We start from the raw sequence: 17,518 nt of genomic DNA, 5'->3' as shown, positions 1-17,518 counted from the left end.
GGGAAAATGGATGTATCTTCGTTTTGATGCAAAACTACTACAACCGCACACTTGGATCGATAATTACTGATGGCGTAGGCTTTCGCAATTTCATTATCAATGATTTTGTTTCGGAGGCATTATTGCTTTTTGACCGTATCGTGCTATTAAGTTTTTTGCCTGCTGAAGTTTATCCTAATATTCAAGACCGCTCTGAAATCGTGCCTTTGCGTCCGTCCGACGAGCGTTTTTTAACTTGGATGTTTCGCAAGTTTAAGGAAGTAGCGCACATGCAGCTGCACGCCAAACACAATTTTGGTCTTCGAAACAGTTTGCAGCGCACACGCTCAACGGCTTGGAGTCCGAAAGGAATTGTAAATCGCTTTATTTATTTAATTTCTAAGATTTTTCATAGCGAAGGTGTTGTGTTAAGCGACGAGCGTTTACAGTACAGTAGTTTCCTCGGACAGCCAATTTTAAAGGAATATCGCGATATTTTGCGTCGCACCCAACCCGATGTATTGTTATTTACGCATCAGCGTTCGCCGATTATTGCACCTTTATTAAAAGTAGCTAAAGCACTCGGCTTGCCTGCATCTACTTTTGTGTTTTCGTGGGATAACTTGGCATCAAAAGGTAGAATGGCCGGCTGGTTTTCACACTATTTAGTTTGGAGTTCGATGATGAAGGCTGATTTATTGGAATTTTATCCAAGAGTTAACGAACGGCAAATTTCCATCTTGGGAACGCCACAATTTGTTCCTTTTATAATCGATCAAAGTTCAAGTGGTCGAGCGGTCTTATTTCGAAAATTCGATTTGAACCCAGATTTACCGCTTATCGTTTACACTTGCAACGACTCGACCATCAAAAACGATCCGGTTTACCTCGATTTTCTGGGTTCGTTTATTGAAGCAGCTAAGCTTGTTCGAGCAGTGAATGTTTTGGTGCGTACTTCTCCGGCAGAAGTTCCGGGACGTTTTGCAGCAGTTGCCGAAAAATATCCGTTCTTTAAGTGGAACTATCCCGACTGGAAAGTGACAAAAACGCCTTTCACTGAAAGTTGGTCGCAGCGCGTGCCAAGTTTTCAAGATTTGTGTGATTTAAAATCGATTTTAACCCACGCAGCGTTCACCATAAATGTGTTATCAACGATTACTATTGACTCCTTTTTGTTTGACAAGCCGGTTATAAATCCGGTTTTTGGGAATGGAAACAACGGCTATTGGGACGATCAAAAATATTTGAAGTTTCGACATTTGATTCCATTGGTCGAGTTGAAAGCGAGTCATATTGTCACCGATGAAAAGCAGTACTTAGAAGCAATTAATCGGTTGTTGTTGCATGGAGACGACAAGTCGGCGCTGCGGAAATCGTTTGTTGATTTGCAAATAGGTTTTCCGCTGGAGCAAGTAAACTCTCGGATAACGGAAGAATTATATTCTTTAGCGCAAAAGGACGCCTCATTAAAGTCAAAAGAGTAGGAAAAAGGTTTGTTATGAAATCAGTTGTAATCTTAGCAAAATCGAGACCTCTCGAATTCTACACGCTGTTTTTTTTAATGGTGTTCGCCACTGTCGTTACGACAGGAAAAACGATTGCTTTGGGTTTACTTCCACTGTTGGTTTATTTTTTCTTTAAGGATTCAAAAGCGCAGACAGCTGGCGAATTACTTCTTTTTTGCAAGCTATTTGCAGCTATTTTTTGTCTTAATTTTTTAGCTGTTTTTGATTGGGATTCGTTAGGTGTTGATATGCCTCATCCGGATTATCATTTTTACGCTAAAATTGCATCATACTTTAACGAATTTGGTGTAGAGAATTATTTGAATGCCAAGCACTTCATCCTTGAAAATACGAGTTTCGCTGTTCCGTATCGCAGCGTCGACACATGGATTTTAGCTGTTTTAAATAAGTTTTTGCCGATTGCCGATTTAGAGTCAGTACAGCTAGTTTACAGACCTTTAATTTTCACTGCGGTTTCGTTTACTTTTTTTAAATTGTTTAAGTCGCAATACTCTTCTCAAATTTTGTTGTTTGTATCAGCGATTCTCGTCAATTTCTTTTTGGCAGATTACTTTACTTCGTGGTTGTTACGCGATGAGAAATTAGCGCTCATTTCAGTTTCAAGCTACCATAAACTATGGATTTACTACATCGTCTTTTTGCGTTTATTCTGTTCTATTTACAAGCACGGTTGGAAAGAAAACACTTCGGTTGTTTATTTAGCTCTGCTTCCCTTGCTTATGCAAACTACGTTTCCAGTTTATGCTGTAGTTTTTTTATGGATGATATTCGATTATAAGTTCTATTTGAAAAATTATTGGCTCACTACTGCCGTATTTTTATCGATTTTGTATTTCGGATTGTTTTATTACAGCTATCAAGACGATCAAACAGCGTTTTATACAACTGCACCAACGGTTATTTTAAATTCAGCTAGTGAAATTTATAAGGCTTTGGAAGAAGTTTTGATTGATGTCGGAAGAAATGGAGGTTTGGTTATAGGAAGCTATCTCGTGTTAGTGCTCCTTTTTCTTCGAAGAAAAATGCGTTTGGCGATTATTGTTTGGCCCTTTCTTATTCTTATTTCGGGAATGTTATTGGGAATCCTAGTTTTTCCGACTCCTAATTCCTATCAATTCTATTTAAATCTGTTGGGCCCTGTTTTCGCATCATTACTCATTCTTCTGTTAGTTGTTAGAGAACGAAATCAGTACCTATTTCAATACGCATTCCTAGCTATCGCGCTGGTTGGATTTATTCAACAGCAGTTTTCAGTGGGTTTTTATAACTGTCAATCTATTTGGAACACAGATGAATCCACTGTAAATAGATTTCAAAAACAAATTTCCGAAGTCGATTTTCCCATCGGCGTGACGTATTACAAACAATCATTCGACAATTACAATGAAAATTTCAATCAGCGCGGAGCTGATATTTTACTATACGCTAACGCAAGATTAGATGTAGTTAATTTACGCGCGTTAGAACTTTCTGTTTTTGATTTCTCTTCGAAGAATAGTGCTATCGCTATTTGGAGAAAACAACAACAATTAAATCATTCTGAAAATATTGAAGAGCGATTTCTTAGGGCTTTTTGTTTTCGCTTTTTATTTACCGACTGTCAGCCCCATGAATTACCGTCGTATCTTGCAGTTAGAATTAAACCGGAGTCGGCAATTTTGCTGAACGGAACTACCTTTTACCTACTAAAATGAAAAAATTAGCGATCCTATGTGCGTACCGTTTGCTCCCCGATCGGGTGGGTGGGATGGACTATTTTTTTTGGAAGTTCGACTATGAATCGAAGAAATTAGGTTGGAATCCGGTGTGGTTCTTTCCGAACAACAGCGAGCACGGACAATACAGCAACTTGCATATTGTTTCGAGCGAAGGTTTATCGGTTGAAGACAGCTTTTTGAGCTACAACCAACAGTTTGATTACGTTTTTACACACTTTCTCGAGTTATGTACCCCTTTTTATAAGATGGCTCGACCGCTTGTTAGAAAGAACTTCATAGCGGTAGATCACAATCCGAGACCGCTTGGAGGTTACCCGTTTAAAAAGCGAATTGAAAAGCGTGTAAAAGGCTTGTTATATGGTTGTTATATCGATCGATTCGTTGGAGTTTCTAACTACACAGTAAAAGAGCTCATTGCCGATTTTGGCTGTGTGATACGAGATCGTACAACCTGTATTTATAATGGAATCATCGCAGCAGATATTCAAGTTAGATCAGAGCGAAATACCGTAAAACCTAAATTTGTTGTGGTTTCGCACTTGCGTGAAACAAAGGGCATTCAAGATCTTATTGCAGCCGTCTCACTTTTAGATGAGAACATCAAGAAAGAACTTCAAATTGATGTTTTTGGATCCGGACCGTACGAAGAAGTGCTGTTTCAACTTTGCGATCGATTTGAAGTAAGACAAAATTTCAATTTTCGAGGTAATTCTCCAACCGTCAAGCAACAATTAGCAAATTACGATTACTTACTACAACCTACTCATATGGAGTGTTTTAGCTTGAGTATATTAGAAAGTTTAGCTGCTAATGTACCTGTGATTACTACGCCAGTTGGAGGTAATAAAGAAGCGGTACATCACGGAAAAAACGGACTAATTCTTCCCGCGAAGAACGTTAATGCTTGGGTAATTGCTTTGGAGAAGTTATGGCGCGGATCTATTGTTTTAGATTCGAATGTAAGCGAAACGATTCGCAAGCATTTTTCTTTAGAAAATATGGTTCAAAATTATTTGAAGTTACTGCAATGATCACTTTTTCACAACTTGAGAAAAAAGGAAATCTTGGAAATCAATTATTTCAGATTGCGTCGACCATGGGTATAGCAATTCGAAATAACCAAGATTTTGCATTTCCAAAATGGAGTCATCAACATGCGTTTTTAAACGAATTACCTGTTTTGGAAAGACCAATTCCCGAGCGCTTTTCAGAACCGAATTTTGGATATAGAGATTATTCATTTGAGAAGGATGCCGATTTGTTTGGCTATTTTCAATCCGAGTTGTTTTTCGATGTATTGAAAACTAAACATTATTTCACGTTCAAGCCCGATTTCGTTACTCATATTAAGCAAAAGCTGCAAAAGTGTTTTGAAAAGGAAGTTGTTTTAATAAGTATTCGAAGAGGTGATTTTGTCAATCATCCCGACTATTATCAATTGCCTATTTCATATTATTTACTTGCCTTATTGACCGAATTTCCAGATTGGGAATCTAAAAACCTATTAGTTTGCAGCGACGATTTAGCGTACGCAAAGTTTCATTTTGATTTTTTACCTAATGTCTTTTTCCCAGACGGGCTTTCTGGATTGGAACAACTAGCCGCTGCTTCCTTAGCGAAACATTTTATTATCAGTAACTCAACTTTTTCGTGGTGGAGCGCTTGGTTTGGTGCGAAAAATGGAGGAAAAATTATTCGTCCGCTTCACAATTTTACAGATGAGAAAAGAGCGCGCGACAATGATGCCGATTACTATCCGAAACGGTGGCAGATTTTTGAACCGGCTGCACAAAAACTTGATTTAGCAGGAACAACATTACAGCTAGAATCAGAAAATCTGCTCTGGAAGCAGTATCTAGAGCGCTGGTTTTGTAATTTTTCAACTTCGGCACACACAGCAGCAGCCGAACGAAGTTTATCAAAGTATTTTTTACCTCCTTTTGCACTATACTACATTTGTCAGAAAAAGCATATTGATTATTCTTTGTTTAAAGTTTTGAAAATCAGCAGATTTTACGATAAAGATAGTTTCTTAAGAATGAGTGATTTTGGTTTTTATACGCTCGGATTTAACACGTCTGTTGCCCGTTTCAGCGCCGAGCTGTGCTCAGATTCTAACCATCCTATTTCAATAAAGGTCGCCGAATTTGGCGGCATCTTCGCCACACGCTACATCAGAAAGTACTATTTTCGCACAGCAATGATTTTCGTGAAATCGAATATCAAGAAAATGCTCAAGTTTTTGAAGATTATATGCATATAGTTTATCTAACCTCGCACTATCCGCTGCCCAATGCCAAAAGTGTTGGCGGTATAGGAACGAGCGTTCGAAATCTTGCAGTAGCACTTGCGCAAAAGCATGCAGTTACCGTTGTAGTTTACGGTCAGGAATGTGATGCCGTTATCAAAGATGAAGGCGTTGAAGTGCGGTTTTTGTCAGTAAAATGCATTGCTGGTTTTACTTGGTTGTTAACGCGGCTGCGTATTCGTAAATTACTGAAATCGTTACCCAAAATCGATATTATAGAAGCTCCCGATTGGGACGGTATTACGGCCTTTGTGCCCTTACCAGCACCCGTTGTAGTAAAAATTCATGGTTCTGATACCTATTTCTGCCATTTGGAAGGAAGAAAAGTTAAAAAATGGAACTTTATTCGAGAAAAATTAGCCTTGAAATCGGCGGCTGGAATTGTTTCTGTAAGCACTTTCGCCGGAAGAACCACTGCTGAATTATTTGGTTTGAAAAAGCCAGTTACAACAATTTTTAATGGAGTTGATTATGCTGTTTTTTCGGAAAGCTCCAAGGAAATTGTAGATAATTCCATTTTGTATGTTGGCGGTCTTATTCGAAAGAAAGGACTTGTTGAATTAGCCTCGATTTTTAATCTAGTTGTTGAAAATCAACCAAATGCGAAACTAACTTTAATCGGAAAAGATATGGCCGATAGCGAGACAGGCAATCCTTCGACGCTCGGTATTTTTTTTGATAGACTTTCTGAGTTAGCTCGAAAAAATGTAATTTATCTTGGAGTCGTTCCGCATCAGCAAATAAAGAGCCATTTCGAGAAATCTGCGGTTTGCGTATTTCCTTCTTTCGCAGAAGCGTTGCCTGTAAGTTGGTTAGAAGCTTTAGCTGTTGGAAAGGCCTTGGTTACCTCGAATATTGGTTGGAGTAATGAAATCATTGATGATGGTGTTGATGGATTTAGTGTTGATCCGAAAGATCATCAGCTTTTTGCCGAGCGGATTTGTACGCTTCTGAACGACAAGATATTGCGTTTAAAATTTGAACGACAAGGACAGCAGAAAGCGCAAAAACTTTTTGCAGTTACCGAGATTGCCACGAGAACAGAAGCTTATTACCAAACGATCAGTCGGAACTAATGGGAATCAAACCGCTGCATATCTGTTTTGTATCTCCTGAGTTTCCCGACCAGCGCTTGCTGCCTGCTGCAGGAATTGGTTTCAGTATCTTAAACCTCGCGAAAGCTTTGATAGAGCAGGATCATAAAGTAACTGTCGTTGTATATCGCCAGCAGAAGTCAACGGAGTTTACCGAAAATGATATTCGCATAATTGCATTATCGGCAACTAATAATCCGTTTTATTCCCGATTTTATTGGCGAGTAGATTTGGCGCGCCGTGTTGAAATGTTACATAAAATCGAATCCTTCGACGTGATCGAAGTTCCTGATTACGAAGGTAGTGCCGCATTTTTTAAATTACACTTACCCATTATTGTAAAACTTCACGGTTCTCTTTCTTACTTTGATTTTCTGTTGAAGCGAAAGCCAAAATTTACCTACTATTTTTTTGAAAAGCGTGCGTTGCAGCGAGCCAAATTCGTAACAAGTGTCAGTCATTTTGCAGCTAAAATTACCAAGGAAGTATTTAACCTAGATTTTAATCATAAAGTAGTTTTTAATGCAGTAGCAATCGATGGTTACCAGCAATCAGAATCAGCATTAGCAATATTGTATTTTGGTTCTTTGATAGAGAAAAAAGGTTTTTTAGAATTGCCGGCAATTTTTGAACGCATAGCTCAAGAACATCCGCATGTTGAGTTTTGGTTCGCGGGTAAAGATTTCATTACTGGTAGTGGGAAAAGTACTAAAGCAAGCTTTTTTGAACTGCTTCAGCCCAAATTCCATCATCGAATTAAAGATTTTGGCATGTTGCCCGCTCCTGAATTAAAACAACTATTGGCTCAAGCTAGTGTTTGCATCTTTCCGAGTTTTGCCGAAGCACTGCCAATGGCGTGGTTAGAAGCTATGGCTGCTGGTAAAGCCATTGCAGCAAGCAATATTGGATGGGCAGAAGAATTACTTACGCACCGGGAAAATGCCCTTCTTTGCCATCCGACCGATCACGACACCTTCGCAAAACATATTCTCGACTTACTCGAAAGTCCAGAGCTTCGGAAATCCTATGGTTCAAAAGTGCAGCAGTTGGTTCATGAAAAATTTACACTCGAAAAAATTGCAAAATTGCATATCGATTTATACAAACAATTTGGAAAACACTAAATGGAAAATCTAAAAACATATACGTTAGAATCTGGCGAAGTACTGTATTACACAGGAAATCCCGAATTTAGTATGTTGGAACGCCTCGTAGCGGGTCCAGGTCATCTGTGGCACAGCGGATTGGATCAAGGTTGTAAAAACTTGATGCAGGAAATCATTTATCAATCGAATGTGATGTTTTGGTATGTTAATGATTTTCTAGCCGAAAATCAGTCGGTTAGTTGGCGTTGTCATCCCCATGCTTTTGTTGTAAGGAAATCAACTTGGGATTTTGTTGGAGGTTTCGACCTTGATTTTATGTCGCCAACAGCTCAAGCGCTCGATTTCGCCTTCCAATTATTGCGTTTTTACGGCGGAGTTCCTCTCTACGTTAAAGGTTTGTTTCCTGCTACTGAAACTGCTGTTCCGGCGATAGCAGTTACCGATCGTTATCGATTTTTCCTAAAAAGTTTCAAACCTGCGCACGCGTATTACATGCTCTTTCGTAAAGGGATTTACAGTTTATCAGAATGGTCTGGTTTGATTCAAGCCAAAAAAAATACCCGAAAACGTGTGTATAATCGAACGATTCCGGTTCGAAAACTTACAGATACCATTCCTTCTACAACCGTAAGTTACATCATACCCACAATGATGCGACAAGAATTAGTACTCAAATTGCTAGACGATATCAATGTGCAAACCGTCTTACCCACGGAGGTAATAATCGTAGATGCCACACCAGATTCCGATCTTGAAAAAGTCTATTTTCCTTCAAAGTATCGATTTCATTTGCGTTTCTATAAGCAAACCTCTAAAGGAAGTTGTCGTGCTCGAAATGAAGCGATCGAAGCAAGTAAGGGAGAATACATTGTTTTTGGTGACGATGATATTCGTATTCCACCCGATTACATAGAAAATCACCTAAAGTTTTTAATAACGTATGGCGTAAATGCCTGTAACGGGTTAGATACGCGTTGCCAAACCGTTACAGACGGACTCGATTATTTGGCCACACGTTTAAACGCTATGCAAGATCGGCGTTGGTTTGCCGGAGTTACTTCAAGTTTTAACAATGCTAATTCTTGTATAAAAGCTTCGTTAGTAAAGAAAATTGGAGGGAATGATGTCAATTTTGATGGTGGCTATGGCGAAGACAGCGATTTTGGACACACTTTAGCTGAATTAGGTGAAGTTATTTTAAGTAATCCGTTTTCAACGACGCTACACTTACGACCCGAATCAGGAGGCTACCGTTGGTGGGGCAATCAAGCGAAGATTCTCGGGAAAAAGAGAAAAGCACAGCCTTGGGAGTTGGGTGTGCCTTTAGGTTTTATCCGACCTGTACCGAGTCCGACGATTATGTACGGAATTCTAAAGCATTTTTCTTCGCAACAATTAAATGATTATAAGTACAAACATTACTTGCATTTTCTGCAAAACGGCTCGAAGTGGTTTTTGCCTGCGCGGATTTTATATCTTCCCTACAAAGAACTTCAATTTCATAAGTCGCTTTTTTATGCCAAACGTCTTGTTAAAGCGTCACAAAAAAAAATGGAATGAGTGCTATTTCGCAAAATTTGGCATTAATAATATGCACGTATATGCGCAGCGAATCACTAAAGCGACTGCTCGATTCGATTGTGCAACAAACAGTATTACCGCAGCAGATCTTAGTAATCGACGGCTCTGGTGACAATCTTTCTGAGCAAGCCTGTCGCCAAGCTAATATTGCCGTTTCGTATTTTCAAGTACCACCGGAACACCGTGGTTTAACAAAACAACGAAATTTCGGAATTGAAAAAGTTCTTCCAAGTTGTGAAATAGTTGCTTTTCTCGACGACGACGTGGTTTTAAACGAATCGTACTTTGAAGAGATCCTCAAAACGTTTACCACATTTCCCGAAGCAGTTGCAGTTGGCGGAGCGATTGAGAATGAGTCGGATTTTACTTTTGTAGGTCTAGATTACAAACCGAAATCCACTGATTTTTATTATGATGGCTTTGTAAAAAAAGATAGTCAGCGTTTCATTTTGCGCAAGAAATTTGGGTTGGATTCAGATCAGGTGCCTGGATTTATGCCTGAAGCGGGCCATGGTCGATCGATTTCTTTTCTTCCACTTTCTCAAAAAACCTATCCCGCCGAATTGCTTATGGGTTGTGCTTTTTCTGTGCGAAGTACCGTTTTCAAAAATGGCACTCGATTTTCCACTTTTTTTGAAGGTTATGGCCTTTATGAGGATGCACATTTTTGTGTGGAACTTGCCAAAACAGGTCCGATTTATCTCAACACCGCGGCACTATTAATCCATTTGCATGAGCCATCTGGCAGACCAAATCAGTATAAATACGGGAAAATGGTCGTCCGAAATGGTTGGTTCGTTTGGAGAACTAAGTATCCGAATCCGTCTTTGAAAAATAAGTTTAAATGGCACGCCACAACACTTTTGTTGATGTATATCCGATTAACTAATGTGCTCAATTCCGAACAGCGAACTGCTGCATTCACCGAATTTCTGGGTCGAAAAATTACCTGGATTAGCTTACTTTTGGGAAACAAACCCAAGCTAGAACAGCGCGCATGAGATTCACGGTTTTTACGCATGTGGCACATGTGAAACACAACGATAAACTATATGCCTATCGACCGTACGTAACCGAAATGAATATTTGGTTTAAGTATTTCGACGAAATTCGGGTTGTTGCTCCGCTTTCAAAGGCACATTTTACAGCTATAGATGCGCCGTATGAACACGCAAATATCACTTTCGTAGAATTAAAAGCGTTTGATTTTACTTCATGGGCAAATTTGTTAGCAGCACTCTTTTTTCTGCCGTTTAATTTGTTCATCATTGCACGCGAATTTCAAAAAAAAGCACATTTTCATTTGCGTTGCCCAGGTAATATCGGCTTTCTAGCATGTATCATACAAGTTTTCTTTCCGCGAAAGCAAAAAACTGCCAAATATGCGGGAAATTGGGATCCAAACAGCAACCAACCCAAGAGTTACCAATGGCAACGGGCTATCTTAAACAGTACTTTTTGGTCGAAGAATATGCGCGTATTGGTTTACGGCGATTGGCCCGACAATTCAACCAATATTCAGCCGTTTTTTACAGCTACTTACAGTGAACAAGAACTGCACGAAACAACTGCAAAGCGAGACGAATCTTCGGTAGTATTTGCATTCGTAGGCGGCATCACGGCAGGTAAAAATCCGTTTTACGCATTAGAGTTGATTGAAAATTTGCATCAGCAAGGACTAAATTGTCGGTTGCATTTTTATGGTTCTGGAGATTTAGAAAATGCGTTGAAACAGCGAATTTCAGAAAAGCAACTTTCGTTTTGTAAATTTTTTGGTGCTGTTTCAAAGGAGGATTTAAAAGCAGCTTACCAAAAGTCGTATTTTATGATTCTGCCTTCGCAGAGCGAGGGTTGGCCAAAAGCAGTTGCCGAGGCAATGTTTTGGGGTTGTATTCCTGTTATAACTCCCGTTTCTTGCGTGCCACAAATGCTCGACTTCGGAAAGCGGGGAATTTTATTAACTGGCGATGTTATCCGAGATTCTGAGCAATTGATTACTTTGTTGCAATCAGGTGAAATGGCTGCCATGAGCAAAGCAGCTCAACAATGGTCGATTTCCTATACTTTAGAGTCGTTTGAAAATGCTATTAAAGCCGTCATACACCATGCGAATATTACAATTAATTGATTCATTGGATATTGGTGGTGCTGAGAAAATGGCTGTTTTATACGCCAACGAATTAGCGCAGCTTATAGATAAATCGATTTTAGTTAGTACACGAAAAGAAGGTGCCTTAAAGGGAAGTATCGCTCCAAGTGTAAGTTACCACTTTTTAAAGCGTCAAGGTGTTTTCGATTTTAACGCCTTAATACGCTTGGTTCAGCTATGTAAAAAAGAGCAAGTTACCCACATCCATGCACACGGAACCTCGATTTTTTTCGGAAGTCTTGCTAAAATGCTCCTTACAAATGTGCAACTCATTTTTCACGATCATTTTGGTTCGCTACAGCAACGAAAAGTATGGAAATATAGATTAGCAACTTTTAAAGCAAATTTCTGTATTGCGGTTAATGAGCAAATTGCCGCTTGGAATTTCCAGAATTTAAATTTGCCCTCGTTTTATCTACCTAATTTTTCGGTAGTTCCTAAATCTGAGAATTTTAACTTACAGAGATCCGATTCAAAGTTTACAATTTTGGTACTTGCTAATTTTAGGAAAGAGAAAGGACATGAATTTTTATTTCAGATTGCTAAAGAATTGAAATTACGCGGAGTAGAGGCCATTTGGCAGTTGTACGGACGAGTTTCGGATCTTGAGTATTATAGCCAATTACGAAACGGTGTAAAACAGCTAGATATATCCGAAGTTGTTACGTTTTTTGAAAATCAATCGGATCTATCACTAGCATTACAACTAGCTGATATTGCAGTCTTAACCTCTTCATTTGAAGGCTTGCCTTTAGCATTAATTGAGTATGGATTAGCAGGAAAACCAGTTGTAGTTACCAAAGTTGGTGCTTGCGAAACGATAGTGCAGTCGGAAGTGAACGGATTTGTAGTGCCCTATGGAAACGCAAAGGAATTTGCGGATAAAATTGAATATTTGTATCGTAATCCAGATAAAAGAACCATTTTTGGAGAACGATTGTACGTTGAAGTAAATCGAACCTTTTCTGCGGAAGCGGTCATATCGACATACTTACAACTTTTGGGAAACACGCATGACAGACAATAGGTACTATACTCTAATCGGAATTCATATTGCCTTAGCGTTTGCTATTTGGTTGGTTTTGCCGTTGGCTAAGTTGGTGGCTATCTTGGTATTGCTAGGAAGCGCGTATTATGTCATCAAAAACCAGAATCGAAACAACGAAGCGTTACTCGCGGCTGCATACATCACTGGAATTGAGGTTTTTTTGCGTGCTACAGAAGGTGTGCCCATCTACGAGTTCGGCAAATACGGCGTCATAGGAGTAATCGTCATCGGAATGTTTTATCGCGGATTTTCCAAAAGTGCAGTTCCGATGTGGATTTATCTGCTCGCGCTGCTTCCTTCACTTATTCTCGCATTTGTGGTATTGAATCCAGACACGGAGCAACGAAAAATCATTTCCTTTGTAATTAGTGGTCCCATTTGTCTAGGTCTGTGCGGATTATATACATACCAACGCAAAGTAAGTTACGATCAATTTCAAGATATTCTACTTGCATTGTTACTGCCTATTATTAGCTTAACAACATACGTTATTCTGTTCAATCCGAGTGTGCGCGAGATTGTTTCAGGAACCGACTCCGATGGCCGTCTTAGCGGAGGTTTCGGACCCAATCAGGTGTCGACAGTTTTTGGTTTGGGAACTTTTCTTCTGATAAATCGTGCTTTACTAAAATCGCCCAACATACAAGTTATGCTTGTGAATATTGGTCTAGCAGCAGTAGTCATTTTTAGAGCAATTGTAACATTCTCGCGCGGAGGAGTTTTTACCGCAATAGCGATGATTTTAGCCGTAATGCTGATTTTATTCATTCGCTTAAATGTAAATGCTCGCGTAAAAATTAGCAGGCTTTTATTTTGGATGGTTATTGGAAGCATCGGGATTTGGGGTTATTCCCTGTTACAAACAAATGGTTTAATTGGTAACCGATATGCGAATAAAGATGCTTTAGGACGGGTTAAAGAAAGTAAATTCACGGGTCGTGAAGAACTTGCCCAGTCAGAATTAAAAGCATTTTTTGAAAATCCTATTTTAGGTGTAGGCGTTGGTAAATCTATCGAAATTCGTAAAGAAGAAACCGGAATCGACGCAGCCTCGCACAACGAAATAACACGACTTTTGGCCGAGCATGGAGCCTTCGGAATACTGATTCTTGTTTTATTAGCGGCAACTCCTATCGTTCTGCATCTAAGAAATAGGCAGAATTTTTTCATGGTTCCGCTGCTCTTGTTTTGGGCATTAACGATAAATCATGCAGCCATGCGAATAGCTGCACCGGCATTTGTTTATTCGCTTGCGCTTCTTTATGTAGATATTCCTTTCATCAGAAGAAAAACCGTGTCGTAAAAAAAAACTACATAACCTTAAACATTGGCTGTTGTTTTGTAATTTCGAAACCCGAACCAAAGACAATGAAAATTGACACTCGAATACACTTTGAAGTAAGTGAACGCAAAATTTTGCTTCGCTTATTTGATACCGTATTTGTCATTTTGGCACTGTTTCTGTTGGATAGTTTTGTCGATTTTCAATATATCGATGTATCGCTAGACAATCTTTGGTGGATTGTAATCCTGGGTTTATACGTAAATGTCATCGGAACCATTTTCGAAATGTACAATTTGCAGGTTGCCAGTAACCAATTTCAGGTGGTGCGAAGTATTTTACTAACTGCTTCAACTACAGTTTTATTCTACTTACTTACACCATTTTTAACGCCTTTTTTACCGAGTAACCGACTTCAAATCATTTATTTCTTTGGTGCAATTTTTTCTGCCCTGCTCATCTGGCGCATTTTTTACCAAGCTTTTTTAGCTTCTCACAGATTCGAGAAAAAAGCAGTCTTAATTTGCGATAAGGAAGAAATTGTAGAGTTAGTCGGCGATTTGCAAGCGGCCGATCCGCATTACCGTGTTATTGGTTACATCGATACTGGAAAATCAGAAAGTTATGTTTTTAATTATGGTGGAGTAGATGCCGTTCAGACAGAAAACTTAGTGCAGTTTATTCAGGAGCAGACGGTTTCTGAGCTTGTTATTGCGGGAGCAAAAGCCGATATTATTACTGTGCCTCTATACAATGAATTACTGCGATTGTTGGAGTTTGGATTCCCAATTAAAGAATATACCCAAGTTTACGAAACGCTCACACAGCGTATTCCTATTCATTACTTGGATCGCGACTTTTATCGATACTTTCTCTTCAGTCGAAGCAATCAAAACAAATTGTATTTGATTTTTGTTCGAGCCGTGGAAATTATTCTGGCCATTGTAGGTCTGATTGCTGGGTGTGCTATTTTACCCTTGATTTTATTAGGAAACCTTCTCGGAAATCGCGGACCTTTATTCTATAAGCAAATTCGCGTAGGCAAATTCGGAAAGCCTTTTAAAATCTACAAATTTAGAACCATGGTGAAGAATGCTGAAGCGGGTGCCGCTGTTTTTGCTACTTCTAACGACGTACGGGTAACCACTTTCGGAAAATTTTTACGAAAAACCCGTCTTGACGAAATTCCGCAGTTTATAAATATCTTAAGTGGCGATATGGGTTTTATCGGTCCGCGACCCGAACGCCCCGAGTTTGTGCAAGAATTATCCGATATTATGCCTTTCTACGAAACGAGGCACATCATAAAACCAGGGTTAACGGGCTGGGCACAAGTAAATTACTCCTATGGACAAAGCTTTGAAGACAGCTTAATTAAATTGCAGTACGATTTGTACTACATTAAACACCGCAGTATCTTCCTTGATTTAAATATTGTGATTAAGACTTTTAGCACGATTTTGTTTTATCGTGGTCAGTAGCTCTGAATCAATAAGCAGCAACAGAAATACGGTCAGGTAAATAGGTGCAAAAAGTATAAGTTGCGATTTGTTCAACACATAAATCAAGTGAACTAAAACAAAAACTGCTGCCAATAGTTGAATCGTTTTTCTACGAACGGATTTCTTTTCCGCGAAAGCGAAGTATAGAAGTAATGGATTGAATAATAGAATGTTATAGTTCCAAAGTACTTCAACATGCTCGCTATATAAGCCGGCTGCCGCTAGAAAAATTCCGATAAAGCCAAGTACTACGAACAAGAATTTCCGTACATATTCATGGACAAAAACCAGCGTTATTAAGATTACAAATAATGTAAAAATAGAATTCCACCAGGGCACATCGAGTGTTAAAGAAGCTTTGTTTAAGGTATTAGTTTTGGAAACAACTTCCTGACCTTGAGTTTTATACGCATTGAAAAGTTGTTCGGGCAAGAACACTGCATCAGCCTTTTCATCGGTGTAGTAGCCAAACATGATGTTGATTCCTAAATTCTCAAAATACAGTGGCGACTGGTATTCGCTGACAATTTGACGAAAACTCTTTTCTTTAATCTCGTTTATAACCGCTGGCTTTATTGAACTGTGTTTCGCAATCAGATCGGCAACCATCGTAGTACAATTTCGATGGAAAAATTTGTACGTATAAAATCTCCCGTCTGAATTTACGATTGCGGCTAAATCATTAATAATCGATTGAATTTCAGACGATTTTAAATTTAAAATCTGCTCTTTAATACCTCGTTGTTCAAAAACGTAATTGGCGTAAAAATCTTCGTAACGATCGATTCCTACAAAGTACTTCAAATCTCCTTTTACAAATTTCAAATAGAAATTTGGTGTTGAAAAGTCGAAGTATCCAAAATTAACTACAAAGTCAAATCCTTGCTGCTCGTCGTAAAATCGGAGTCCGGTGTGGCCGTATAACGAGTATAATTGATTTCCCGCACTCACGGTTAGTAAACTGCACTTAGTGTTAGGAGATGCTATTGGAATTTGCGCTTTCGCGGAAAAGAAACAAAACGAGAAAAATAATAGTAGATAACGAATCATCGTCTAAAGATATCAAGGTCAACTTTCACAGAGAAAATATTGCTGTACAAGGCAGCACTTTGGTCGCCTAAATCGGTTAATGCATAGTCGATTTGAATGCCGCGGTATTTGAATCCTAGTCCAATATTTGGCTGAAAACCCAGTCGTTTAGAACCGTCAATTTCTTCAATGTTCTGAAAATTTCCAACGCCTGCTCGAACAAAAATTAAATCGCTGTAGCCGTATTCAAAACCAAGTGCCGGATCAATAGAGTAGCCGCTGCCCGAAATTAAATCGTTCGTTTGTTCAAAACGCATGTTTAGATTGGTACTAGCTAAAAGACTGGTTTCGTTGTGAAATTCAAATAGTTTTGCTAAACCAATTTGTAGTTTCGGCAAAGTAATCTCGGTACTTTCGGGTAATTCGGCATTTTGTCCCGGAACAGCGTCCGAGATTGTTTTAAATGCCTCTTCATCAATCGTCCAAATGTTGTACGTTGTGGTAATGTCTCGCGCCATCACACCTAATTTCCAGCCCGAGCGTTCGAACTGAAATCCTAAGTCGAAACCAACACCCCATGATGAGGCAAAATCGCCAATAACCCGACGAATTATTTTTGCAGAAATACCGTATTGAAATCCAGGTACTTGTAAACTACGAGCGTAGGAAAAGGTAAGTCCGTAATCGGCGGTTGAGAAAAGAGAAATGCGGTTATAATCGATATTTCCTTCGGAATCAATAAGTTGAGTGGTATTCAAGATGTCGTCAACGCCAAATCGAATTAACGAAAATCCAAAAGCACTTCGATCGTCGATGTTTTTTGCATAGCCAATGTAGTCGTACTGCGCAATATTCGCAAAATAACTAGCGTGCATTAAGGCAACCTGATCGCGTTCAACGCCGAGTAATCCAGCCGGATTCCAATAGCCTGCCGTAACGTCGGTAACATGCGCGGTCACGGCATTCGACATTCCCAGCGCACGTGAGTCGACACCGATGTTCATAAATTCGTTTGAGTATTTACGCACTGCCTGTGCGCTAGCAAATAGCGAGAAAACAAGGCTTAACAGAACGAAGTTATATTTTTTTTGATTCACAATTTTTTTTCGGCAATCAGCTCGCAAAAGTATCGATTTCACAGTAAAGCATCGGACTATTTCGCAATTAAAATGCGCCGAAATCACCGAAATCTTCTT

The 17,518-nt window shown here is 39.2% G+C and carries 14 protein-coding genes; 12 read left to right on the top strand and 2 right to left on the bottom strand.

What is annotated here, in order from left to right; translation table 11 throughout:
* Window positions 1-26: 26 nt before the first annotated feature.
* The 12 genes from CHX27_RS08075 to CHX27_RS08020 all read left to right on the top strand — a co-directional run bounded on the left by CHX27_RS08075 (window position 27) and on the right by CHX27_RS08020 (window position 15,272).
* Window positions 27-1,463 carry a hypothetical protein gene (locus tag CHX27_RS08075; RefSeq protein ID WP_094486253.1) on the top strand — a complete coding sequence of 479 codons (1,437 nt, stop codon included), beginning with the start codon at window positions 27-29 and terminating at the stop codon, window positions 1,461-1,463.
* A 14-nt stretch (window positions 1,464-1,477) separates the two neighbouring features.
* A complete protein-coding gene (locus tag CHX27_RS08070) occupies window positions 1,478-3,199 on the top strand; it encodes a hypothetical protein (RefSeq protein WP_094486252.1) in 1,722 nt (573 codons plus the stop codon).
* Entirely contained in the window at window positions 3,196-4,254 is a 1,059-nt protein-coding gene (locus tag CHX27_RS08065) for a glycosyltransferase family 4 protein (RefSeq protein ID WP_094486251.1), read from the top strand. The genes CHX27_RS08070 and CHX27_RS08065 overlap by 4 nt, the downstream gene beginning before the upstream one ends.
* Window positions 4,251-5,486 (top strand): alpha-1,2-fucosyltransferase, encoded by a 1,236-nt coding sequence (locus CHX27_RS08060; RefSeq protein WP_165764469.1) that lies wholly within the window; start codon window positions 4,251-4,253, stop codon window positions 5,484-5,486. Before CHX27_RS08065 ends, CHX27_RS08060 begins: the two co-directional genes overlap by 4 nt.
* Window positions 5,477-6,607 carry a glycosyltransferase family 4 protein gene (locus CHX27_RS08055; protein WP_094486249.1) on the top strand — a complete coding sequence of 377 codons (1,131 nt, stop codon included), beginning with the start codon at window positions 5,477-5,479 and terminating at the stop codon, window positions 6,605-6,607. The genes CHX27_RS08060 and CHX27_RS08055 overlap by 10 nt, the downstream gene beginning before the upstream one ends.
* Window positions 6,607-7,749 (top strand): glycosyltransferase family 4 protein, encoded by a 1,143-nt coding sequence (locus CHX27_RS08050; RefSeq protein ID WP_094486248.1) that lies wholly within the window; start codon window positions 6,607-6,609, stop codon window positions 7,747-7,749. Before CHX27_RS08055 ends, CHX27_RS08050 begins: the two co-directional genes overlap by 1 nt.
* Window positions 7,750-9,291 carry a glycosyltransferase family 2 protein gene (locus tag CHX27_RS08045; protein ID WP_094486247.1) on the top strand — a complete coding sequence of 514 codons (1,542 nt, stop codon included), beginning with the start codon at window positions 7,750-7,752 and terminating at the stop codon, window positions 9,289-9,291.
* The gene (locus CHX27_RS08040; protein WP_094486246.1) at window positions 9,288-10,313 is read left to right on the top strand and encodes a glycosyltransferase family 2 protein; all 1,026 of its coding nucleotides are present in this window, start codon (window positions 9,288-9,290) and stop codon (window positions 10,311-10,313) included. Before CHX27_RS08045 ends, CHX27_RS08040 begins: the two co-directional genes overlap by 4 nt.
* Window positions 10,310-11,440, top strand: coding sequence for a glycosyltransferase family 4 protein (locus tag CHX27_RS08035; RefSeq protein WP_094486245.1), 1,131 nt, complete (start codon window positions 10,310-10,312; stop codon window positions 11,438-11,440). Before CHX27_RS08040 ends, CHX27_RS08035 begins: the two co-directional genes overlap by 4 nt.
* On the top strand, window positions 11,418-12,488 hold the full coding sequence (locus CHX27_RS08030) for a glycosyltransferase (protein ID WP_165764468.1): 1,071 nt from the start codon (window positions 11,418-11,420) through the stop codon (window positions 12,486-12,488). Before CHX27_RS08035 ends, CHX27_RS08030 begins: the two co-directional genes overlap by 23 nt.
* The gene (locus tag CHX27_RS08025; protein WP_094486243.1) at window positions 12,475-13,812 is read left to right on the top strand and encodes an O-antigen ligase family protein; all 1,338 of its coding nucleotides are present in this window, start codon (window positions 12,475-12,477) and stop codon (window positions 13,810-13,812) included. The genes CHX27_RS08030 and CHX27_RS08025 overlap by 14 nt, the downstream gene beginning before the upstream one ends.
* Window positions 13,813-13,877: 65 nt before the next feature.
* On the top strand, window positions 13,878-15,272 hold the full coding sequence (locus tag CHX27_RS08020; protein WP_094486242.1) for an exopolysaccharide biosynthesis polyprenyl glycosylphosphotransferase: 1,395 nt from the start codon (window positions 13,878-13,880) through the stop codon (window positions 15,270-15,272).
* Here CHX27_RS08020 and CHX27_RS08015 read toward each other — a convergent pair.
* Both CHX27_RS08015 and CHX27_RS08010 read right to left on the bottom strand, forming a co-directional pair.
* Window positions 15,219-16,343, bottom strand: a complete 1,125-nt coding sequence (locus CHX27_RS08015) for a lipoprotein N-acyltransferase Lnb domain-containing protein (protein WP_094486241.1) — start codon at window positions 16,341-16,343, stop codon at window positions 15,219-15,221. The two genes, CHX27_RS08020 and CHX27_RS08015, sit on opposite strands and share 54 nt — an antisense overlap.
* Entirely contained in the window at window positions 16,340-17,419 is a 1,080-nt protein-coding gene (locus tag CHX27_RS08010) for a putative type IX sorting system protein PorV2 (RefSeq protein WP_449403963.1), read from the bottom strand. The genes CHX27_RS08015 and CHX27_RS08010 overlap by 4 nt, the downstream gene beginning before the upstream one ends.
* Between the last annotated feature and the right edge of the window lie 99 nt (window positions 17,420-17,518).

It is taken from the genome of Flavobacterium aurantiibacter (genome assembly GCF_002251775.1).
Classification (GTDB): domain Bacteria; phylum Bacteroidota; class Bacteroidia; order Flavobacteriales; family Flavobacteriaceae; genus Flavobacterium; species Flavobacterium aurantiibacter.
The sequence above is the reverse complement of the archived record's forward strand: the minus strand, read 5'-3'. Positions and strand labels throughout refer to the sequence as shown.